At 61.7% G+C, this 22,866-nt stretch carries 15 protein-coding genes and 1 pseudogene; 11 read left to right on the top strand and 5 right to left on the bottom strand.

What is annotated here, in order from left to right; genetic code table 11:
• Positions 1-5: 5 nt before the first annotated feature.
• The 4 genes and pseudogenes from hslV to AB4O23_RS02045 all read right to left on the bottom strand — a co-directional run bounded on the left by hslV (position 6) and on the right by AB4O23_RS02045 (position 5,637).
• On the bottom strand, positions 6-536 hold the full coding sequence (gene hslV, locus AB4O23_RS02060) for an ATP-dependent protease subunit HslV (protein ID WP_003171209.1): 531 nt from the start codon (positions 534-536) through the stop codon (positions 6-8).
• Positions 537-792: 256 nt separating this feature from the next.
• Positions 793-1,482 (bottom strand): annotated as a pseudogene (locus tag AB4O23_RS02055) (SPOR domain-containing protein); the annotation flags it as partial.
• 12 nt (positions 1,483-1,494) lie between these two features.
• Positions 1,495-3,231 carry an arginine--tRNA ligase gene (gene argS / locus AB4O23_RS02050; protein WP_460150380.1) on the bottom strand — a complete coding sequence of 579 codons (1,737 nt, stop codon included), beginning with the start codon at positions 3,229-3,231 and terminating at the stop codon, positions 1,495-1,497.
• Positions 3,232-3,417: 186 nt separating this feature from the next.
• Positions 3,418-5,637, bottom strand: coding sequence for a primosomal protein N' (locus AB4O23_RS02045; RefSeq protein ID WP_017526529.1), 2,220 nt, complete (start codon positions 5,635-5,637; stop codon positions 3,418-3,420).
• Positions 5,638-5,864: 227 nt separating this feature from the next.
• Between AB4O23_RS02045 and rpmE the strand changes: the two genes are divergently transcribed.
• From rpmE to AB4O23_RS02030, 3 genes are all read left to right on the top strand, one after another.
• Positions 5,865-6,098, top strand: a complete 234-nt coding sequence (gene rpmE, locus AB4O23_RS02040; RefSeq protein ID WP_005784030.1) for a 50S ribosomal protein L31 — start codon at positions 5,865-5,867, stop codon at positions 6,096-6,098.
• 14 nt (positions 6,099-6,112) lie between these two features.
• Positions 6,113-6,919, top strand: a complete 807-nt coding sequence (locus AB4O23_RS02035) for a thermonuclease family protein (RefSeq protein WP_065879488.1) — start codon at positions 6,113-6,115, stop codon at positions 6,917-6,919.
• Between the two features lie 181 nt (positions 6,920-7,100).
• The gene (locus AB4O23_RS02030; RefSeq protein WP_049710409.1) at positions 7,101-8,369 is read left to right on the top strand and encodes a malic enzyme-like NAD(P)-binding protein; all 1,269 of its coding nucleotides are present in this window, start codon (positions 7,101-7,103) and stop codon (positions 8,367-8,369) included.
• Positions 8,370-8,515: 146 nt separating this feature from the next.
• Here AB4O23_RS02030 and AB4O23_RS02025 read toward each other — a convergent pair whose 3' ends face one another.
• Positions 8,516-10,975, bottom strand: coding sequence for a penicillin-binding protein 1A (locus tag AB4O23_RS02025; RefSeq protein WP_411736589.1), 2,460 nt, complete (start codon positions 10,973-10,975; stop codon positions 8,516-8,518).
• 220 nt (positions 10,976-11,195) lie between these two features.
• Between AB4O23_RS02025 and pilM the strand changes: the two genes are divergently transcribed.
• The 8 genes from pilM to gltB all read left to right on the top strand — a co-directional run bounded on the left by pilM (position 11,196) and on the right by gltB (position 22,866).
• Positions 11,196-11,849: a type IV pilus biogenesis protein PilM gene (pilM, locus tag AB4O23_RS02020; protein WP_460061968.1), complete on the top strand. Its 654-nt coding sequence runs from the start codon at positions 11,196-11,198 to the stop codon at positions 11,847-11,849.
• The gene (locus AB4O23_RS02015; protein ID WP_135196341.1) at positions 11,846-12,400 is read left to right on the top strand and encodes a PilN domain-containing protein; all 555 of its coding nucleotides are present in this window, start codon (positions 11,846-11,848) and stop codon (positions 12,398-12,400) included. The genes pilM and AB4O23_RS02015 overlap by 4 nt, the downstream gene beginning before the upstream one ends.
• Positions 12,397-13,368: a pilus assembly protein PilP gene (locus AB4O23_RS02010; RefSeq protein ID WP_223495203.1), complete on the top strand. Its 972-nt coding sequence runs from the start codon at positions 12,397-12,399 to the stop codon at positions 13,366-13,368. The genes AB4O23_RS02015 and AB4O23_RS02010 overlap by 4 nt, the downstream gene beginning before the upstream one ends.
• Before the next feature lie 69 nt (positions 13,369-13,437).
• Positions 13,438-14,766, top strand: a complete 1,329-nt coding sequence (locus AB4O23_RS02005; protein WP_068935682.1) for a type IV pilus secretin PilQ — start codon at positions 13,438-13,440, stop codon at positions 14,764-14,766.
• A gap of 4 nt (positions 14,767-14,770) precedes the next feature.
• Positions 14,771-15,289 carry a shikimate kinase AroK gene (gene aroK / locus AB4O23_RS02000; RefSeq protein WP_003171222.1) on the top strand — a complete coding sequence of 173 codons (519 nt, stop codon included), beginning with the start codon at positions 14,771-14,773 and terminating at the stop codon, positions 15,287-15,289.
• Between the two features lie 115 nt (positions 15,290-15,404).
• On the top strand, positions 15,405-16,505 hold the full coding sequence (gene aroB, locus AB4O23_RS01995; RefSeq protein ID WP_017526522.1) for a 3-dehydroquinate synthase: 1,101 nt from the start codon (positions 15,405-15,407) through the stop codon (positions 16,503-16,505).
• A gap of 10 nt (positions 16,506-16,515) precedes the next feature.
• Positions 16,516-18,072: an SPOR domain-containing protein gene (locus AB4O23_RS01990; RefSeq protein WP_017526521.1), complete on the top strand. Its 1,557-nt coding sequence runs from the start codon at positions 16,516-16,518 to the stop codon at positions 18,070-18,072.
• 348 nt (positions 18,073-18,420) lie between these two features.
• Positions 18,421-22,866 carry a glutamate synthase large subunit gene (gltB, locus tag AB4O23_RS01985; protein ID WP_017526520.1) on the top strand — a complete coding sequence of 1,482 codons (4,446 nt, stop codon included), beginning with the start codon at positions 18,421-18,423 and terminating at the stop codon, positions 22,864-22,866.

Raw genomic sequence — 22,866 nt, 5'->3', positions numbered from 1 at the left:
ACGGCTTACTCGGCGAGGTCCTGCTCCTCAATGGTCTGGTTGTGGTTGGTGAACACGCAGATATCGCCGGCGATGCCCAGGGCGGTCTCGACGATTTCCCGGGCCGACAGGTCGGTTTTCTTCAGCAGTGCGCTGGCCGCGGCCTGGGCGTAACCACCGCCGGAACCCATGGCGATCAGGCCATGTTCAGGCTCAACCACATCGCCATTGCCGGTGATGATCAAGGACGCGTCTTTGTTGGCCACGGCCAGCATGGCTTCCAGGCGGCTGAGGGAGCGGTCGGTGCGCCACTCTTTGGCGAGTTCGACGGCAGCGCGCACGAGGTGGCCCTGATGTTTTTCAAGCTGGCCTTCGAAACGCTCAAAAAGGGTAAAGGCATCGGCGGTGGCGCCCGCGAAGCCGGCGAGTACCTGACCGTGGTACAGGCGACGCACTTTTTTCGCGTTGCCTTTCATCACGGTATTACCCAGGGAAACCTGGCCGTCGCCGCCCATGACGACTTTGCCGTGGCGACGTACTGAAACGATGGTGGTCAAGGGGAGAGTCTCCACGCAGCGGGGCGAAAATGCCCTGATGGAAACTCATATGGGGGTGGTGGGGGTGATTTCAACCTTGAGTGCTTAGTGCGGACGAATGGTGTCTATTGGTCTGACACCCTTTCGAGAACACCGAGAAGCCAATGTGGGAGGGGGCTTGCTCCCGATAGCGGTGTGTCAGTCACCAGATTCATCGACTGACAGCCCGCCATCGAGGGCAAGCCCCTCCCACATTTTGATCCATGTTGAGCCTGAATCAGCGGCTCTGGCGTTGTTGTAACAACAGGTTGCTAAACCCTGCTCCAGCCAATTGTTTCTGCGCCACGGTCAGTTGTTCACGGTTGCTGAACGGCCCCACCAGCACGCGATACCACGTCGCGTCCTTCACGGTGCCAGACTCCACCGTCACCGACTGGCCCAGCAGGATGATCTGCGCGCGTACACGGTCCGCATCCGCCTGCTTGGGGAACGAACCCGCCTGCAGGAAGAACTTGGTCACCGGCGCCGCCTTGGTTTCGGCAACCGGCGGAGCAGGTGGCGGGGTGATGCCGGCCAGTGCCGCCTGGGCGCGTGCGGTGTCGATTTTCGCCGCTTCCGCCGGCGTCACCGGGGTGGTCGGCACCTGCGGAGTCGGCAGGGTTTTCTCCGGCACGGCGTCAGGTGGCACGATCACTTCCGATTCCGGCAGCAGCGTGTAGAAGTCGTATTTGGGCTTCACTGGTGCGGTCGGGCTCGGCGCGGTCTTGTTGGCTTCGGCGATTTTGGTGGCCTTCTGCTGTTCCTGCTTGACCCGTTTGACGTCATCGCCCTGGCCCGGATCCAGCTTCATCAGGAACACCACAAACGCGCCGACCGAGAGGCCGATGGCCATCCACAACCAGCCTGGGATCGGCTTTTTCGCCGGGGCCTGGTAGCGGCTGGCGCCGCGCTTGGGTGCAGGTTTTTCTTGGCAGCCAACTTACATACGCTCCAGAGTTTCCAGGCCCAACAGTTCCAGGCCTTGCTTGAGGGTCCGTCCAGCCAGTGCGGCGAGGCGCAGGCGACTTTGCTTCTGGGCTTCGTCGTCGGCGCTGAGGATCGGGCAATTCTCGTAGAAACTGGAGAACAGGCCGGCCACTTCATACAGGTAGCTGCACAGGATGTGCGGCGTGCCTTTCTCGCCGACGCTGTTCAACACTTCGCCAAATTGCGCCAGTTTCGCCGCCAGCTCCTGTTCGTGGGGCGCATCCAGCACGATCTGGCCTTCGACTTCGCTGAAGTCCTTGCCCAGCTTGCGGAACACACCGGCCACGCGGGTGTAGGCGTAGAGCAGGTACGGCGCGGTATTGCCTTCGAAGTTGAGCATCAGTTCGAAGTTGAAGCTGTAGTCGCTGGTGCGGTGCTTGGACAGGTCGGCATATTTGACCGCGCCGATGCCCACCACGCGGGCGATGTTGCGCAGGTCGGCTTCGGCCAGTTCCGGGTTCTTTTCCTTGACCAGGCTGTAGGCGCGATCCTGGGCTTCGTTGAGCAGGTCGATCAGCTTGACGGTGCCCCCATCGCGGGTCTTGAACGGGCGGCCATCGGCGCCGTTCATGGTGCCGAAGCCCATGTGTTCCATGTGCATCGGGTGGGTGACGAAGCCCGCGCGACGCGCCACTTCGAACACCTGCTGGAAGTGCAGGGCCTGGCGTTGGTCGACGAAGTACAACGCACGGTCAGCCTTGAGCACGCCGCTGCGATAGCGCACGGCGGCCAGGTCGGTGGTGGCATAGAGGTAACCGCCATCGGCCTTGACGATGATCACCGGCAACGGCTCGCCGTCGGCGGTCTTGAATTCTTCAAGGAACACGCACTGCGCGCCGTTGCTCTCCACCAACAGGCCCTTGGCCTTGAGGTCGTTGACCACATTGATCAGGTCGTCGTTGTAGGCGCTTTCGCCCATCACGTCGGCCATGGTCAATTTGACGTTGAGCAGTTCGTAGATTTCCTGGCAGTGGGACAGGGAAATCTCACGGAAGCGGTTCCACAGCTCCAGGCATTCGGCGTCGCCGGCCTGCAGCTTGACCACCAGGTCACGGGCGCGGTCGGCGAATTCTTCGGATTCGTCAAAGCGCTTCTTGGCGGCGCGGTAGAAGTTCTCCAGGTCCGACAGCTCATTGCTGGTGATGGGGTTCTCTTGCAGGTACGCCATCAGCATGCCGAACTGGGTGCCCCAGTCGCCCACGTGGTTCTGACGGATCACGTTGTCGCCGAGAAACTCCAGCACCCGCGCCACGCCGTCGCCAATGATGGTGGAGCGCAGGTGGCCCACGTGCATCTCTTTGGCCAGGTTCGGTGCCGACAGGTCGACGACCACGCGCTGGGTGGCGCCGGCCTTGCGGGCGCCTATTTTTGCGTCAGCCAGCGCGGCGTCCAGGCGCGAGGCCAGGGCCTGGGTGTTCTGGAAGAAGTTGATAAAGCCGGGGCCGGCGATTTCGGCCTTGGTGACACTCTCGTCGACCGGCAGCGCGGCGATGATTTTTTCCGCCAGGTCGCGCGGTTTCATGCCGGCGGGCTTGGACAGCATCATCGCAATGTTGCTGGCGAAGTCACCGTGGGTCTTGTCGCGGGTGTTTTCCACCTGGATCGCCGGCGTCAGGCCTTCAGGCAACACACCTTCGTTGACGAGTTGGGTGAGGGCTTGTTGGATCAGCTGGCGAATGGTGTCTTTCATGGTGTTCTCTTTCGACCGCAAGCGGCGGCGCGCGATGCGCAGGTGGAAAAACTGGGCATTATCCGTGGCGAGGGCGGGCTTGCCAACCGTTCAGACCAGATGGCGGACCTGCGGGCCTCATCGCGGGCACGCCCGCTCCCGCATTTAACGGTGTTCACCTTTCAAAATGTGGGAGTTGGCTTGCTACTAATACAAATCTACCGGGTCCACATCCAACGACCATCGCACCTGCCGCCCGCTGGGTATTTGCTCCAGAGCAAGTAACCAGCTACTTAATAAGCGATGCAGTGGCGCGCGCGAGGTGGCTTGTAACAGTAGCTGAGCGCGATAACGTCCCGCGCGGCGTTCCATGGGCGCGGGCACCGGGCCGAGCAGTTCGATGCCGCTCAGGCCCAGTTCGCCTAGCAACCGCTCGGCGGCACTGCACGCCTCGTCCAGGAAACCTTCGGCCTGCCCCGGCTTGTGCGCCTCGGCGCGCAGCAAGGCCAGGTGGGCAAACGGCGGCAGGCCGGCGGAGCGGCGTTCGCTCAGGGCCTGTTCGGCGAAGGCAAAATAACCTTGTTCGGTCAGTTGAATCAGCAGCGGGTGGTCGGCCAGGTGCGTCTGGATAATCACTTTGCCCGGCTCTTCGGCACGCCCGGCGCGCCCGGCCACTTGCACGATCAACTGCGCCATGCGCTCGCTGGCGCGGAAGTCGCCGGAGAACAGGCCGCCGTCGGCGTCCAGGATCGACACCAGGGTCACCCGGGGAAAGTGGTGCCCCTTGGCGAGCATCTGCGTGCCCACCAGGATGCATGGCTGGCCCTTCTGGATGGTCGCGAACAGTTGGTTCATCGCATCTTTGCGCGAGGTGCTGTCGCGGTCGACCCGCAGCACGGGGTAGTCCGGGAACAGAATGCCCAGGCGCTCTTCGGCGCGCTCGGTGCCCGCGCCAACCGGGCGCAGGTCGACCTTGCCGCACTGCGGGCAGTGGCGGGGCACGCGCTCCACATGGCCGCAGTGATGGCAGCGCAACTCGCCGTAGCGCTGGTGCACGGTCATGCGCGCATCGCAGCGCTCGCATTCGGACATCCAGCCGCAGTCATGGCACAGCAGCGTCGGCGCAAAGCCGCGGCGGTTAAGAAACACCAGGACTTGCTGGCCGGCGGCGAGGGTTTGGCCTATTGCTTGCTGCATCGGCCCGGAAATACCGCTGTCCAGCGGGCGGCTTTTTACGTCCAGGCGCAGGAAGCGCGGTTGTTTGGCGCCGCCGGCGCGTTCATTCAGGCGTAGGAGTCCGTAACGGCCGGTGTAGGCGTTGTGCAGGCTCTCCAGGGACGGCGTGGCCGAACCGAGCACGATCGGGATGTCTTCCTGGCGGGCGCGCACCAGCGCCAGGTCGCGGGCGTGGTAGCGCAGGCCTTCCTGCTGCTTATAGGAGCCGTCGTGTTCTTCGTCGATGATGATCAGCCCGGGGTTCTTCATTGGCGTGAACAGCGCCGAACGCGTGCCGATAATAATGTCGGCCTCGCCATCCCGTGCCGCCAGCCATGACTCCAGGCGCTCACGGTCGTTGACCGCCGAGTGCACCAGGGCGATGCGGGCATTGAAGCGTTGCTCGAAACGCGCCAGGGTCTGCGGGCCGAGGTTGATCTCAGGGATCAGTACCAGCGCCTGTTTGCCGGCTTGCAGGGTTTCGCGGATCAACTGCAAATAGACTTCGGTCTTGCCACTGCCGGTGACGCCGGCCAGCAGGAACGCATGGAAACTGTCGAAACCTGCGCGAATCGCCTCGTAAGCGGCGCGTTGCTCGGGGTTCAGCGGCAGTTCCGGCTGGGCCAGCCAATGTTCGTGGCGTGGGTCAGGGGCGTGTTTGCGGATTTCGACCTGTACCAAGCCTTTGGCCAGCAACAGGTCGAGGCTGTCTTTGCTCAGCATCAGCTTGCTTAAAAGCTGATGGGCCACGCCGTGAGGGTGCTGGGCCAGTGTCGCCAGGGCTTCGCGTTGACGCGGCGCGCGTGCGATGCGCGGGTCATCGAGGCGTGCGCCGGGGGCCATCGACCAGAAGCGCTCCTGACGCGCCTCGGCCAGTTCGCCCTGCCGCAACAGCACTGGCAACGCCCAGCTCAGGGTGTCGCCCAGGCTGTGCTGGTAATACTGGGCTGTCCACAGGCACAGCTTGAACAGCGCGTGCGGCAGTGGCGCCGTGGCATCAAGGATCGCCAGGGCGGGCTTGAGCTTTTCGGCGGGCACTTCGCTGTGATCGGCGATTTCGATCAGGATGCCGATCATCTCCCGGCGGCCAAACGGCACGCGTACGCGCATGCCCGGCTGCAACTGCGCCCGCAGCACGCCGGCCGGGGCTCGATAGTCGAACAGGCGGCGCAGGGGCGAGGGCAGGGCTAGGCGCAAAATGGCGTCGGGCACGCGGGGAGTCTCATATAAAGGCGGGTGACGGTGCAGGGGCGCGAGCCTAGCAGACGAGGGGGGTGTTGGGTATGCCATGGTTTTCTGATGAAAGGTGCTTTTATGTTGACAGGCGATAGGTGCCGCAGCTTGCGCGTTTAAAAAGGTCTGGTAGAATCCGCGGCCTAATTACGTGCGGTATTCGACAATAGTGTCGAGTGGCGGCACGCTAGCCCGAGGAAGTCACCATGAAAGCCGATATCCATCCAGCGTACGAAACCATCGAAGTTACCTGCAGCTGCGGCAACAAGTTCGAAACCCGTTCGAACCTGTGCAAGCCACTGGGTACTGACGTATGCAACGAGTGCCACCCGTTCTACACCGGTAAGCAGAAGACTCTGGACACCGGCGGCCGCGTACAGCGCTTCGCAGATCGCTTTGGTGCTTTCGGCAAGAAGCCTGCTGCTACTCCAGCAGAGTAAGGCTCAAAAGCCTTATGGGCTTTTGCCAGCTGTTGAAAAAGGCGTCCCTCGCGGGCGCCTTTTTTGTGCCTGGGATTTGGCAGCAGGCCGCCCAGGCCGAGGTGTTTTGCCCTGCGCCGGCGTCTGTGGTCCGGGTTGAAGTACAGCGCGTGGTCGATGGCGACACCGTGCGCCTCAAGGATGGCCGCAGCGTGCGCATGATCGGCGTCAACGCCCCGGAAACCGCTAAAAAGGGGCGTGGCGACGAGCCTTATGCGGTCGCTGCCCGCCAGCGTTTGCAGGCGTTGGTGGCGGCCAGTGACGGTCGCGTCGGCTTGGTGCCGGGGCGCGAGCGAAAAGACCGCTACGGACGTACCCTGGCCCACCTTTACGGTGCCGATGGCGAAAACCTCGAGGCGCGCTTGCTCGCCGAAGGCTTGGGGTTTCAAGTGGGGGTCGCGCCCAATGTTGACCTCGTCGCTTGCCAGCAGGCGGCGGAAAACAGCGCCCGCCAGGCCGGGTTGGGGCTCTGGCGGCAATCGCCGGTGCAATCGGTGAGCGACCTCAGGCAATCCGGTTTTGCGCTGGTCAGCGGCCGGGTGAGCAAGATCGAGCGCAATCGCGGCGGCATCTGGATTCAATTGCAGGGCTCACTGGTATTGCGCGTGGCGCCCGATCTTGCCCGCCAGTTCGACAGTGGCTTGCTCAATGGTCTGCAAGGCAAGACAATCGAGGCGCGCGGTTGGGTGCAGGATCGCTCCAGGCAGGGGCGCCTGAAAAACGGTCAAGCGCGTTGGCTGCTGCCGCTGACCGATCCCGGTATGCTCAAATCGACAGATTAATAAAAAATTGTAGACATTTTTTTATTCAATTGTGAACAGTTGAGCCCTTGTATCCCGTGGCCTTAGACCAAAGTACGGCGCTTTGGGGCCTTGACACCTGTGACTGCCCAGTCTTGTAGGGGCTTTACGACACGAGTATCCTCGGCGGTCCGTCGACCAACAGTAAAAGCGGAATGCCGATATGTCTGATTTGAAAACTGCCGCTCTCGAATATCATGCCCATCCTCGTCCAGGAAAGCTGAGTGTAGAGCTCACCAAGGCCACCGCTACCGCCCGCGACCTGTCGCTGGCCTACAGCCCCGGCGTGGCCGAGCCCGTACGTGAAATCGCCCGTGACCCTGAGCTGGCGTACAAGTACACCGGCAAGGGCAACCTGGTTGCAGTGATTTCCGATGGCACCGCGATTCTCGGCCTGGGAAACCTCGGCCCATTGGCATCCAAGCCAGTCATGGAAGGTAAGGGCGTGCTGTTCAAGCGCTTCGCCGGCATTGACGTATTCGACATCGAAGTCGACTCCGAAAGCCCGCAGGCCTTCATCGATACCGTCAAGCGCATCTCCATCACCTTCGGTGGCATCAACCTGGAAGACATCAAGGCACCTGAGTGCTTCGAAATCGAAAAGGCCCTGATCGAGCAATGTGACATTCCGGTATTCCACGATGACCAGCACGGCACCGCGATCGTTACCGCGGCCGGCATGATCAACGCCCTGGAAATCGCCGGCAAAACCCTGGCTGATGCCAAGATCGTCTGCCTGGGCGCCGGCGCTGCGGCTATCTCCTGCATGAAGCTGATCGTGAGCATGGGTGCCAAGCTGGAAAACATCTACATGGTCGACAGCAAGGGCGTGATCCAGTCCGAGCGTACCGACCTGAACCAGTACAAGGCGATGTTTGCCCACCCGTCCTCCAAGCGCACCCTGGCTGACGCCCTCGACGGCGCCGATGTGTTCGTCGGCCTGTCCGGCCCGAACCTGCTGAGCGCTGAAGGCCTGAAGTCCATGGCGGCCAACCCGATCGTGTTCGCCTGCTCCAACCCAGACCCAGAGATCTCGCCGGAGCTGGCCCACGCCACTCGTAACGATGTGATCATGGCCACCGGTCGTTCGGACTACCCGAACCAGGTCAACAACGTACTGGGCTTCCCGTTCATCTTCCGTGGTGCCCTGGACGTTCGCGCCAAGCGCATCAACGAAGAGATGAAAGTCGCGGCCGCCAACGCCCTGCGTGAACTGGCCAAGCTGCCGGTACCTCAGGATGTATGCGACGCCTACGGTGGCGCCAAACTGGAATTCGGCCGTGAGTACATCATTCCGAAGCCAATGGACAAGCGCCTGATCACCCTGATCTCCGATGCCGTGGCCAAAGCCGCAATCGAGACTGGTGTGGCCACCCTGCCGTATCCGAAGAACTACCCGCTGCAAAGCGTGGATGATGTGTTCAACGGCTAAGCCGTTGTAGCGCACCCACAAAAAAGCCCCGGCTCTTGCGAGTCGGGGCTTTTTTGTGGGCTTTTAATTGAGCCTTGTGAAGATCTAAATGTGGGAGGGGGCAAGCCCCCTCCCACGTTTGGATCTCTATTGGCTTGAAGTAGCGATTAGAACAGATCGATCGGCGCCGCTTCATCCGCCGGCAGCGGGCTGCCCGGTACCACGCCATTGCCCAGCTCGTTGATCGACGGCGGCGTGTCTTCGCTCTTGAACAGCTCGAAGTAAGCATTCGGCGTGCTTGGCGAGGCTGCACGACCACTCACTGGGTCGATCCGCAGGCTGAGGATGCCTTCCGGCTCCGGCTGGGTATGCAGCGGCTTGTCCTTCAGGGCCGCGCCCATGTAACTCATCCAGATCGGCAGTGCGACGGTGCCACCGAACTCACGGCGGCCGAGGCTTTCCGGTTGGTCGTAGCCGGTCCACACGGTGGTCACGTAGTCCGCGTTATAACCGGAGAACCAGGCATCCTTGGACTCGTTGGTGGTACCGGTCTTGCCCGCGATATCCGCGCGGCCCAGGGCCAGGGCGCGACGGCCGGTGCCTTTCTTGATCACGTCTTCGAGGATGCTGTTGAGGATATAAGTGGTACGGCCATCCACAATGCGCTCGGCAACGGCCGGTGTCTGCGGTTCCGTCGGGGCGGCCGTCGTGGACGGCGCGGCGCCTGGAGTCGGCTCAATGGTAATGCCACCGTTGCTTGGCGCTGCCAGGCCATCGGTGGCCGCCACGCCGTTGACCACATCGCCCGGCACCCGTGGCGGGTTGGCGGTGAACAGGGTGTCTCCGTTGCGGCTTTCGATCTTGTCGATCAGGTACGGCGTGATCTTGTAGCCGCCGTTGGCGAAGGTGCTCCAGCCGGTGGCGATTTCCATTGGCGTGAGCGTCGCGGTGCCGAGGGCCAGGGACAGGTTCGGTGGCAGGTCCGACTTGGCGAAGCCAAAGCGCGTGATGTAGTCGATGGTCTTGCCTACGCCCATCGCTTGCAGCAGGCGGATCGAGACCAGGTTGCGCGACTTATACAGGGCCTCGCGGATGCGGATCGGGCCAAGGAAGGTATTGGTGTCGTTCTTCGGGCGCCAGACCTTGTCCAGGTACTCGTCGACAAACACGATAGGTGCATCGTTGACCAGGCTGGCGGCGGTGTAGCCGTTATCCAATGCAGCACTGTAAATGAACGGTTTGAAACTCGAACCCGGTTGGCGCTTGGCCTGGGTGGCGCGGTTGTAGTTGCTCTGCTCGAACGCAAAGCCGCCCACCAGGGCACGGATCGCACCGTTCTGCGGGTCCAGCGATACCAGCGCGCTCTGGGCCAGCGGCACCTGGCTGAATTTGAGGCTGTCGTCTTTCTGGCGTTGTACGCGGATCAGGTCACCCACTTGAGCGACGTCCGATGGCTGCTTGGGCATCGGGCCCATGCTGTTGGTATTCAGGAAAGGGCGCGCCCACTTCATGCTGTCCCATGTCACATGGGCTTCGCCGGCGCGGGTCAGCACCTGCAGGCCGTCTTTCTTTATCTGGGTAACGATCGCCGGCTCCAGGCCGCTGATTGCGCGTTGCTTGCCCAGTTCGGTGGTCCAGGCGCTCAGAGTCTTGCCCGGCAGGCGCGACTCAGGGCCACGGTAGCCATGGCGCTGGTCGTAAGTGATCAGGCCGGAATGCACCGAATCATTGGCAATTTCCTGCAGGTTGCTCGGAACGGTCGTGGTCACGCGGAAGCCCTCGGTGTAGGCCTCGCTGCCATAACGGCCGACCATTTCGGCACGGGCCATTTCGGCGATGTACGGTGCATTCACTTCCGGCGTCGGGACGTGGTAGCTGGCGTTCAGCGGTTCGGCGACCGCGCTTTCATAGGCGGCCTGGTCGATCTTGCCCAGCTTGTACATGCGCCCCAGGATCCAGTCGCGACGCTCTTTACTGCGCGCCGGGTTGGCCAGGGGGTTGAAACGCGAAGGGGCCTTGGGCAGGCCGGCAATCATCGCCATCTGCGCCAGGCTGGCGTCACGAATGGACTTGCCGTAGTACACCTGCGAAGCGGCTTCGATGCCGTAGGCGCGGTTGCCCAGGTAAATCTTGTTGACGTACAGCTCAAGGATCTCGTCCTTGGTCAACTGGCGTTCGATCTGCAGGGCCAGCAGGATCTCGGTGGCTTTGCGCGAAAAACTGCGTTCGCTGGTGAGGAAGAAGTTCTTCGCCACCTGCATGGTGATGGTGCTGCCACCGGATTGAATGTGTCCGCTTTTTACCAACTGCGTGGCGGCGCGCACCAGGCTGCTCGGATCGACGCCGTAGTGATTGGCGAAATTGTCATCTTCGGCGGACAGCAGGGCGCTGATGAAATTGGGCGGAATGTCGGCAAAACGGATCGGTGTGCGGCGCATTTCGCCGAACTCCGCGATCAATTTTTCATCGCTGCTGTAGACCCGCAAAGGAATCTGCAACTGGATACTTCTAAGGGCCTCTACCGATGGCAAACCCGGACTAAGGTAGAGGTAAGCCCCGCTGAGCACGAGCAGCAGCCCGCAGACGATGGCGACAATGGAGTACCCGAAAAACTTCAGCAGACGAATCAAGGCTTTTGGATTTCCAGAGAAAAGAATGAGTTACGCGTCGGGGCATGCATGGCAAACGATGGATCAACCCGAGCTGCAGATAAAAAGCGGGGAAAAACGCTGGGCATTAAAGCATTTTCGCCTTGGGACGTCATTCGCGGCTCTTTAACAAGTCGACCGAATGCAGGGTGCACAACAGCAATCAAGCGGTATGACAGGTAAAGTTTTGGGGAGTTTTATGGGAAAGAGATTTTTCCGGCGCAAAGTGGATACCTTGCTGGGCGTCGATATCAGTGACACGGCTATCAGGTTGGTCGAGCTGGCGCGTTCAGGCAGCGGCTACAGTATCCGAGCCTATGCCACGCAGGGGCTGCCTGCCCAAGCTGTGGTGGATGGCTCGGTGTTGGACCTCGAAGGCGCAGGCCTTGCTCTGCGCACGGCGTTGTCGCGCATGCAGACCTCGGCCCGCGCAGCGGCAGTGGCGGTGACTGGGCCATCGGTCATCACGCGGGTGGTCGAGTTGGACGCCGGGCTCGGCGATGATGAGATGAGCTGGATGATCCAGATGGAGGCCGAGCAGTACATTCCGTATCCGCTGGACGACATGGCCATCGACTTTCAGGTCCAGGGCCCGTCAGCTCACCATCCTGCGCGGGTCGAGGTGCTGCTGGCGGCGTGCCTGAAGGCGCACGTGGAAGCCCGAGAAGCGGTTTTGGCACTGGCGGGGCTGGTGCCGGCGGTGATTGATGTTGAAGCGTTTGCATTGGCGCGCGCGAGCAGTCAGGATTTCGCCAGCTTCACGCCGGGCCATCGAGTCGATGGTGCACAATGGGCCGTGGATGCCCAAGGGATGGGAGTTGCTTGCGGGCTGGCCCTGAGGAGTTTCGCTTGAAGACACGAATCAACCTTTTGCCTTGGCGCCAGGCGCTGGCGGAGCGGCGGCGCAAATACTTCCTGGCGTTTCTGCTGGCGTTTGCCTGCATGGCGCTGGCGGCCGTGTGGCTGGCCGATCAGGTGATCGACCAGGCGATCGATCGGCAAGTGACGCGTAATAGCCACGTGGCTCAGGACGTGGCCCTTCAGGATTCCAGCATCAAGACCCTCGACGACCTGCGGGAGCAAAGCCAGCTATTGGCAAAGCGCATGAAGGTTGTGCAGGACCTGCACGATGCCCGCTCATCCAGCGCCCAGCTGTTGGACCAATTGGCGCGCGCGGTACCCGACGGCGTGCATCTGCATGAAGTGGTGGCCAAGGGCGATACGGTGAGTATCAGTGGCAGTGCTGAGTCCAGCCAGGATATCGCTCAACTGATGCGCCGCCTGGAAGCATCCGAAGGCGGCCACGCGACGCGGTTGCAGCATGTGCGAACCGAAGGCACGCATGGCACCAACGAATTTCAATTGATGGTGCGTCATGGAGAGTCCGCTGAGGCCCAGCCATGAGCCTGCCCAGGCTCGATTTCTACGCACTGACCCACAACGCCGCAAAATGGCCCCTACCTGGCAAGGTCTTGCTTGGCTGCGCGCTGGCGGGCTTGGTACTGGCGGCGGCCGACCTTGTGCTCCTGAGCCCGTTGCGCGAGCGCTTGTCCCAGGTCCAGGCGCAGGAAGTGGTCCTACGGCGCCAGCTCGCAGAAAAAACTGCCTTGGCCGCTGGCCTTGAGGCGAAGGCCCGGCAGTTCCAGCATGTGCAGAAGAACGCTGAGCAGCTTTTGCAGCAATTGCCAGGCGAGTCCGAAATGCCCGGCCTGCTGGAGGATATTGCTCGGTTGGCGCTGGCCAATGGGCTGGTGGTCGAGAGCGTCACGCCGTTGGATGAGCGCCCTCAAGCGTTCTATGTTGAACAGCCCGTGCAAGTCGGCGTTACCGGGAATTACCACGACCTGGCGACGTTCGTCAGTACCTTGGGTGGCCTTTCGCGAATGACGACGGTGCACGATGTTGCCCTGCAGCGGGATGGCGCGTTGTTGCGACTTGATCTGCTGGCCAGGACCTATTGGCTTGCACGGCCAGGCGCCACGCGGGGCAGGCCGGTCGCACAGGCGCCGTCCTTTGTCTATGACGCTGGCGCGCTGCGCGATCCGTTCCAGCCGCTGGCCATGCAAGTCGATCGTGTGCCGTTGAGGGCGGGCCTTGCGCCAGACCTCGCTCGATCACGAGGCTTGCTGGAAGGTTTTGCGGTGGATCAGTTCGAAATGGTCGGCACACTGTCCCGTGGAACGCAGACCTTCGCGTTGCTGCGTGCCGCCTCAACGGTGTATCGCCTGGCGGTCGGCGATTACCTGGGGCGGGATCATGGGCGGGTCACGGCCATCGATGAGCGCCATCTCGAATTGGTCGAATTGTTCCCCGATGAACAGGGCGCATGGCTGGAGCGCCCGCGAACCCTCGTGCTAAACGTCAATTCATAACGGAATAAAACAATGAAAAGGATGTTTTCGTCCTTCGGTGTGGCGCTATGGATAGCGTTCACGACACCGATGGTTATTGCTGTGCCCAATCGTGTGGATCTGATCCAACTACCACCTCCGGTGAGCGCCGCGGTATTGGATGCCTATACCGGTGACAAACTCAATCTCAACTTCCAGAACATCGAGTTGCGCGCCGTCTTGCAGCAAATTGCCGATGTGGCGGGCCTCAACCTGGTGGCCAGCGACGACGTGCAAGGCTCGATTACGCTGCGACTCAAGGGCGTGCCTTGGGATCAGGCCCTGGACCTGGTGCTGCAAACCAAGGGGTTGGATAAACGGGTAAAAGCCGGCGTATTGCTGGTGGCGCCCGCTGAAGAGTTGGCTGCGCGCGAGTTGCTCACCTTGGAGTCACGCAAGCAAATGGCTGACCTGGCGCCACTGCGTCGTGAGTTGCTGCAGGTCAATTACGCCAAGGCGGCGGACCTGGCCAAGTTGTTTCAGTCGGTGAACGGGCTGGAAGGCACGACCGATGAGCGCGGCTCGGTGGCAGTGGATGATCGCACGAACAATATCATCGCTTACCAGACCCACGAGCGGCTTGAAGAGCTGCGGCGGATCGTGGCGCAGTTGGACATCCCGGTGCGTCAGGTGATGATCGAGGCGCGGATTGTCGAGGCGAATGTCGACTACGACAAAAGCCTGGGTGTGCGCTGGGGTGGGCGGCTCAATCGTGGTCATTGGAGTGCCGGCGGTATCAATAAACCCTTGGCCGAGGGGGCGGAGCCGCCGGAAAACCCACCCAGCTCGCCGTTTGTCGACATGGGGTCGCTCACCGCTGCTTCAGGCCTGGGTATTGCCTACATCACCGACAATTTGCTGCTCGACCTGGAACTGACGGCCATGGAGAAAACCGGCAACGGCGAGATTGTCTCGCAGCCCAAGGTGGTCACCTCCGACAAGGAGACCGCACGTATCCTGAAGGGCACCGAAATTCCCTATCAGGAATCCACCTCCCAGGGTGCAACCTCCGTGTCATTCAAGGAGGCCTCGCTGTCCCTGGAGGTTACGCCGCAAATCACCCCCGACGACCATGTGATCATGGTGGTCAAAGTCACCAAGGATGAGCCCGACTACCTGAACAAACTCAATGACGTACCGCCCATCAAGAAAAACGAGGTCAACGCCAAGGTGCTGGTCAAGGATGGCGAGACCATCGTTATTGGCGGAGTTTTCTCCAATACCCAGAGCAAAGTGGTAGATAAAGTGCCATTTTTGGGCGATGTGCCGTATCTTGGCCGCCTTTTCCGGCGCGATGTGCTGGCGGAGAAAAAATCCGAGCTGCTGGTATTCCTGACTCCGCGTATTATGAATAACCAGGCGATTGCTGTGAGTCGTTGATTCTGTGCGAAATTTGATTCTTGTAGGACCGATGGGGGCTGGAAAAAGCACCATCGGCCGTTTGCTTGCCAAAGAGCTGCGCCTGCCATTCAAAGACTCCGACAAGGAAATTGAATTGCGCACGGGTGCCAATATCCCGTGGATCTTCGATAAAGAAGGCGAACTGGGCTTTCGTGACCGCGAACAGGCGATGATCGCCGAGCTGTGCGGCTGCGATGGCGTGGTATTGGCTACCGGGGGTGGCGCGGTGATGCGCGATGAAAACCGTCGGGCGCTGCATGCCGGTGGTCGGGTGGTCTATTTGCATGCGTCGGTCGAGCAGCAGGTGGGCCGTACGGCACGCGATCGCAATCGCCCGTTGTTGCGCACGGCCAACCCGGAAAAAACCTTGCGCGACCTGCTGGCGTTGCGCGATCCGCTGTATCGGGAAATCGCCGATCTGGTGGTGGAAACCGATGAGCGGCCGCCTCGGATGGTGGTTCTCGACATCCTGGAGCGTCTGCAACGGCTGCCACCCCGTTAAAGCCAGGCCCGAAATGCGCTATTCTCGGCGGCGCGCTATGACCCCAAGGGGTGTGGCGTAGAGCCATCAGGCAGCGGACGTTGCCGGTCGTCAATCATCTCTAACGCGGGGACACATGCAGACACTTAAGGTCGATCTAGGCGAGCGCAGCTACCCGATCCATATTGGCGAAGGTCTGTTGGACCAGCCCGAATTGCTGGCGCCGCATATTGCCGGGCGGCAAGTGGCGATCATTTCCAATGAAACGGTTGCGCCGCTATATCTTGAGCGTTTGAGCCGCAGCCTGGCGGCGTACTCGGTGATCTCGGTGATTTTGCCTGACGGCGAAGCCCACAAGAATTGGGAAACCCTGCAACTGATTTTCGATGGCCTGCTGACCGCACGCCATGATCGGCGTACCACCGTGATCGCCCTGGGCGGCGGTGTGATCGGCGACATGGCCGGGTTTGCGGCGGCCTGCTACCAGCGTGGCGTGGACTTCATCCAAGTGCCGACCACCCTGCTGTCCCAGGTCGATTCGTCGGTGGGCGGCAAGACCGGCATCAACCACCCGCTGGGCAAGAATATGGTCGGCGCGTTCTACCAGCCGCAGGCTGTGCTGATTGATACCGCGACCCTCAACACCTTGCCGCCGCGCGAGCTGTCGGCGGGCCTTGCGGAAGTCATCAAGTATGGGTTGATCTGCGATGAGCCTTTCCTGGCCTGGCTCGAAGAACATGTGAATGCGCTGCGCAACCTCGATCAAGCGGCACTGACCGAGGCGATTTCCCGCTCCTGCGCCGCCAAGGCGCTGGTGGTGAATGCCGACGAGCGCGAGTCCGGTGTACGGGCCACCCTGAACCTGGGCCATACCTTCGGCCACGCGATCGAAACGCACATGGGCTATGGTGTGTGGTTGCATGGTGAGGCCGTGGCGGCTGGCACCGTGATGGCGTTGGAGATGTCGCAACGCCTGGGCTGGATCAGTGCCCAGGAGCGTGACCGTGGTATCCGCCTGTTCCAGCGTGCCGGTTTGCCGGTTATTCCGCCCGAAGAGATGAGCGAGGCGGACTTCCTCGAGCATATGGCGATAGACAAGAAAGTGATCGACGGTCGACTGCGACTGGTGCTGCTGCGCCATATGGGTGAAGCGGTGGTGACCGACGATTATCCGAAAGAGATTTTACAGGCCACGCTGGGAGCGGATTACCGCGCCCTGGCCCAGCTTAAAGGTTAATAAGATCGCGATGACTAGTTTGCATGCCGACGAGGCGTTCCTCGGCCATTACCACCTCAGCCATGACCCTTTTGCGCCACGGGTGCCTGGTTTCAAATTTTTCCCGGCCCAGCGCAAGCCGGTGCTGGGGCAGTTGCATCACCTCGCACGCTACAGCCAGTTGCTGTTGGTGGTGACGGGCCCGTTGGGCAGCGGCAAGACGCTGTTGCGCCAGGCCCTGGTGGCGAGCACCAATAAGCAATCGGTCCAAAGCCTGGTGGTGTCGGCCCGTGGTGCCGGGGATGCGGCGGGCGTGCTGCGCCAAGTGGCACAAGCCCTGGACGTGTCTACTGCCGAACCGAACGCGATCCTCAAGCAAGTGGTGCAGTTGGGTCTCACCGGCCAGGAAGTCTACCTGCTGGTGGATGACGCCGAGCAGCTCGATGAATCAGCCCTGGAAGCGCTGCTGGCGCTGGCGGCGGGTACGCCGGAAGGCCGCCCCCATGTGTTCCTGTTTGGTGAGTCGTCGCTCATCGCCGATCTGGAGCAGATCAGTGGCGATCAAGAACTGTTCCACGTCATCGAATTACAGCCCTACGAAGAGGAAGAAACCCGCGAATACCTGGCTCAACGCCTCGAAGGCGCAGGGGCGGGTATCGAACTTTTCTCCGCTCAACAGATCTCTGATATTCACGAAAGCGCAGGCGGCTGGCCTGGCACCATCAACCAGGTTGCCCGCGATGCCATGATCGAAGCCATGATTGCCAGCCGCTCAGCGGTCAAGCGTCCAAAGATGGGGTTCACTATGCCTAAGAAGCACGTATTGGCGATTTCCGCTGTTGTCGTGGTCGCTGTTGCGGCCGCCTGGTTGATCCCAGGCCGCAGTAAGGCACCCACCACGGCCGGCGCCCCGGCTGAACAGGCGCAACTGCCACTGGGTAAACCCACGCCGAATGTCGAGTTCGCCAACTCCGGCCAGCCGACCAACCTGCCGATGGTCGGCCAGCCTGTAATGCGCGGCCCGCTCGCCGAAGAAGCCGGCGGTATCTCCGAAGGCGACGACGGCGTGCCTGTGGAAGGTTCCAGCGCTACCCCACCGACGGTGACCACCACCGCACCACCTGCGGGCGTGCCGGCGGGTCAGCCGGCCGCCAAGCCAGTGCCAACACCTGCGCCTACCGTTGCTACCGCCAAGCCCGCACCTGTGACCAAGCCTGTCGCGCCTGCTCCAGCCGCCAAGCCAGCGCCTGTGACCAAGCCGGCTGAAAAACCGGCCACCGTGGCCAAGGCCGGTGCGGCCGGCAGCAGTTGGTACGCCAGCCAGCCTACCGGGAATTTTGTGGTGCAGATCCTCGGCACCAGCTCCGAAGCCAACGCCCAGGCGTTCGTGAAGGAGCAGGGGGGCGAGTACCGTTATTTCAAGAAAGTGCTCAACGGCAAGCCTCTCTACGTGATCACCTACGGCAACTTCGCAAGCCGTGCCGCAGCTGATTCTGCGATCAAAACCTTGCCAGCGAAGGTTCAGGCTGGTAAACCTTGGCCTCGCACTGTTGCCAGCGTTCAACAAGAACTGGCAACAACTCGCTGAAGATCCGGCGACCTTACCCAGGTCGCCCTCCCGGCACCTCAAAAAAACTACAACAGCGTGCAGCCCTGAAGGCCGCGCGCTTTGTGGTGTCTGCGCATGTAGCTTTTGAGTCGTAGCGGTCAGAATTAAAAAAGTTTTGACTAGCACAGCATATCGCTTTAAACCTTTCATAAATGCGACATAGATTTGCGACATTTCGTCGCTAAATTTGTGAGCGTCTGTGTCGGTGTGTACAATGACCTCCCTTTTGCCCCCGCTAAGCCGGCGTACGTTCGGCGTGGAAGGTAACCGGTTGAATTGAAAAGAAATTTGCCTCGGTAAAAGAGGCAGCCTGGTGAGAAAGTGTCTATGAAAGCAGGTCTGTACCAACCCGATGAATTCAAGGATAACTGCGGTTTCGGCCTGATAGCCCATATGCAGGGCGAGCCCAGTCATACCCTTTTGCAAACGGCCATCGAGGCCCTGACCTGCATGACCCACCGTGGTGGGATCAACGCCGACGGCAAGACCGGTGACGGTTGTGGCTTGCTGATTCAAAAGCCCGACCAGTTCCTGCGCGCTGTCGCCAAAGAGCATTTCGCGGTCGACCTGCCCAAGCAGTACGCCGTGGGCATGGTGTTTTTCAACCAGGACCCGGTCAAAGCCGAAGCCGCTCGCGAGAACATGAACCGCGAAATCGTCGCAGCCGGCCTGCAACTCGTCGGCTGGCGCAAAGTGCCGATCGACACCAGCGTGCTCGGCCGCCTGGCCTTGGAGCGCCTGCCGCAGATCGAACAGGTATTCATCGCAGGCGACGGCCTGAGCGACCAGGACATGGCGATCAAGCTGTTTACATCGCGCCGTCGCTCGTCCGTGGCCAACGCCGCGGACACCGACCACTACATCTGCAGCTTTTCCCACAAGACCATCATTTATAAAGGCCTGATGATGCCGGCGGACCTCACCGCCTTCTATCCGGACCTGAGCGATGAGCGCCTGCAAACCGCGATCTGCGTGTTCCACCAGCGCTTCTCCACCAACACCCTGCCGAAATGGCCGCTGGCCCAGCCATTCCGCTTCCTCGCCCACAACGGCGAGATCAATACCATTACCGGCAACCGCAACTGGGCCGTGGCCCGTCGCACCAAGTTCGCCAACGATCTGATGGACCTCGAAGAGCTCGGCCCGCTGGTCAATCGCGTGGGTTCGGACTCCTCCAGCATGGACAACATGCTCGAATTGATGGTCACCGGCGGCATCGACCTGTTCCGTGGCGTGCGCATGATCATTCCGCCCGCGTGGCAGAACGTCGAGACCATGGACCCGGACCTGCGTGCGTTCTATGAGTACAACTCGATGCACATGGAGCCGTGGGACGGCCCGGCCGGCGTGGTCATGACCGACGGTCGCTACGCGGTGTGCCTGCTCGACCGCAACGGTCTGCGCCCGGCGCGCTGGGTCACCACCACCAACGGTTTCATCACCCTCGCGTCGGAAATCGGCGTGTGGAACTACCAGCCCGAAGACGTGATTGCCAAAGGCCGTGTCGGCCCTGGGCAGATCCTGGCCGTGGACACCGAAACCGGGCAGATCCTCGACACCGACGCCATCGACAACCGCCTGAAGTCCCGTCACCCGTACAAGCAATGGCTGCGCAAGAACGCCCTGCGTATCCAGGCGACCATGGAAGACAACGACCACGGTTCGGCCTTCTATGACATCGACCAGCTCAAGCAGTACATGAAGATGTATCAGGTCACGTTCGAAGAGCGCGACCAAGTGCTGCGCCCGCTCGGTGAGCAAGGCTACGAGGCCGTCGGCTCCATGGGCGACGATACGCCGATGGCCGTGCTGTCCCAGCGCGTGCGCACGCCGTACGACTACTTCCGCCAGCAGTTCGCCCAGGTCACCAACCCACCGATCGACCCGCTGCGCGAAGCCATCGTGATGTCCCTGGAAGTGTGCCTCGGTGCCGAGCGCAATATCTTCCAGGAATCGCCTGAGCATGCCTCCCGCGTGATCCTCAGCTCGCCGGTCGTTTCCCCGGCCAAGTGGCGCTCGCTGATGACCCTGGATCGCCCGGGCTTCGACCGCCAGATCATCGACCTGAACTACGACGAGAGCCTCGGCCTTGAAGCCGCGGTGCGCAACGTCGCCGACCAGGCCGAAGAAGCTGTGCGCGCCGGCCGCACCCAGATCGTGTTGACCGACCGCCACATCGCGCCGGGCAAGCTGCCGATCCACGCCTCGCTCGCCACCGGCGCCGTGCACCATCGCCTGACCGAAAAAGGCCTGCGTTGCGACTCCAACATCCTCGTCGAGACCGCCACCGCTCGCGATCCGCACCACTTTGCGGTGCTGATCGGCTTCGGCGCTTCGGCGGTGTACCCGTTCCTCGCCTATGAAGTGCTGGGTGACCTGATCCGTACCGGTGAAGTACTGGGCGATCTCTACGAGGTGTTCAAGAACTACCGCAAGGGCATCACCAAGGGCCTGCTGAAGATTCTGTCGAAGATGGGCATCTCCACCGTCACGTCGTATCGCGGCGCTCAACTGTTCGAAGCCATCGGCCTGTCCGAAGAAGTCTGCGACCTGAGCTTCCGTGGCGTGCCAAGCCGTATCAAAGGCGCGCGTTTCGTCGACATCGAAGCCGAACAGAAAGCGCTGGCGGCCGAAGCCTGGAGCGCGCGCAAGCCGATCCAGCAAGGCGGCCTGCTCAAGTTCGTGCACGGTGGCGAATACCACGCGTACAACCCGGACGTGGTCAGCACCCTGCAAGCCGCCGTGCAGCAGGGCGACTACGCCAAGTTCAAGGAATACACCGCGCTGGTGGATAACCGCCCGGTGTCGATGATCCGCGACCTGTTCAAGGTGAAGACCCTGGACACACCGTTGGCCATCAGCGAAATCGAACCGCTGGAATCGATCCTCAAGCGCTTCGACTCCGCCGGTATTTCCCTCGGCGCCTTGTCGCCTGAGGCGCACGAAGCCCTGGCCGAAGCCATGAACCGCCTGGGTGCGCGTTCCAACTCCGGCGAAGGCGGCGAAGACCCGGCGCGCTACGGCACCATCAAAAGCTCGAAAATCAAGCAGGTCGCCACCGGCCGTTTCGGCGTGACCCCGGAATACCTGGTCAACGCCGAAGTGCTGCAGATCAAGGTGGCTCAGGGCGCCAAGCCCGGTGAGGGCGGCCAGCTGCCGGGCGGCAAGGTCAACGGCCTGATCGCCAAGCTGCGTTATGCAGTGCCGGGCGTGACTCTGATTTCGCCACCGCCGCACCACGATATCTATTCGATTGAAGACTTGTCGCAGCTGATTTTCGACCTCAAGCAAGTCAACCCGCAGGCCCTGGTCTCGGTGAAACTGGTGGCGGAAGCCGGCGTGGGCACTATCGCCGCCGGCGTGGCCAAGGCGTATGCCGACCTGATCACCATCTCCGGCTACGACGGCGGCACCGGCGCTTCGCCGCTGACCTCCATCAAATACGCCGGTGCGCCATGGGAACTCGGCCTGGCGGAAACCCACCAGACCCTGCGCGGCAACGACCTGCGCGGCAAGGTGCGGGTACAGACCGACGGCGGCCTGAAAACCGGCCTGGACGTGATCAAGGCCGCGATTCTCGGTGCCGAGAGCTTCGGCTTCGGCACGGCGCCCATGATCGCCCTGGGCTGCAAATACCTGCGCATCTGCCACTTGAACAACTGCGCCACCGGCGTGGCGACGCAGAACGAAAAACTGCGCAAGGATCACTACATCGGCACCGTCGACATGGTGGTGAATTTCTTCACCTACGTCGCCGAAGAAACCCGTGAGTGGCTGGCCAAGCTGGGCGTGCGTTCCCTCGAAGAGCTGATCGGTCGCACCGACCTGCTGGAGATCCTCCAGGGCCAGACCGCCAAGCAGCACCACCTGGACCTGACGCCGTTGTTGGGCAGTGATCACATCCCGGCCGACAAGCCACAGTTCTGCGGCGTGGAACGCAACCCGCCGTTCGACAAAGGCCTGCTGGCCGAGCAGATGGTCGCGATGGCCGGCTCCTCGATCAGCGACGCCAGCGGTGGCGAATTCGCCCTGGATATCTGCAACTGCGACCGTTCCATCGGTGCACGTGTCTCCGGCGAAATCGCGCGCAAGCACGGCAACCAGGGCATGGCCAAGGCGCCGATCACCTTCCGCTTCAAGGGCACTGCGGGCCAGAGCTTTGGCGTGTGGAACGCCGGCGGCCTGCACATGTACCTGGAAGGCGACGCCAACGACTACGTGGGCAAGGGCATGACCGGCGGCAAGCTGGTCATCGTTCCGCCCAAAGGCAGCGTGTACAAGACCCAGGACAGCGCCATCATCGGCAACACCTGCTTGTACGGCGCCACCGGTGGCAAGCTCTTCGCCGCAGGCACCGCCGGCGAGCGTTTCGCCGTGCGTAACTCCGGTGCCCACACCGTGGTGGAAGGCACCGGCGATCACTGCTGCGAGTACATGACCGGTGGCTTTGTCGCGGTACTGGGCAAAACCGGTTACAACTTCGGTTCGGGCATGACCGGCGGTTTCGCCTACGTGCTCGACCAGGACAACACCTTCGTCGACAAGGTCAACCACGAGTTGGTCGAGATCCAGCGCATCAGCGGCGAAGCCATGGAATCCTATCGCAACCACTTGCAGCACGTGCTGGATGAATACGTCGAGGAAACCGGCAGCGAATGGGGTCGTAACCTCGCCGAAAACCTCGATGATTACCTGCGTCGTTTCTGGCTGGTCAAGCCCAAGGCTGCCAACCTGAAATCGTTGCTTTCCAGCATCCGTGCCAACCCGCAGTGA

The sequence above is a fragment of the Pseudomonas sp. H2_A10 genome (genome assembly GCF_054680085.1).
Note: the sequence above shows the minus strand (reverse complement) of the source record. Positions and strands in the feature narration are given on the sequence as shown.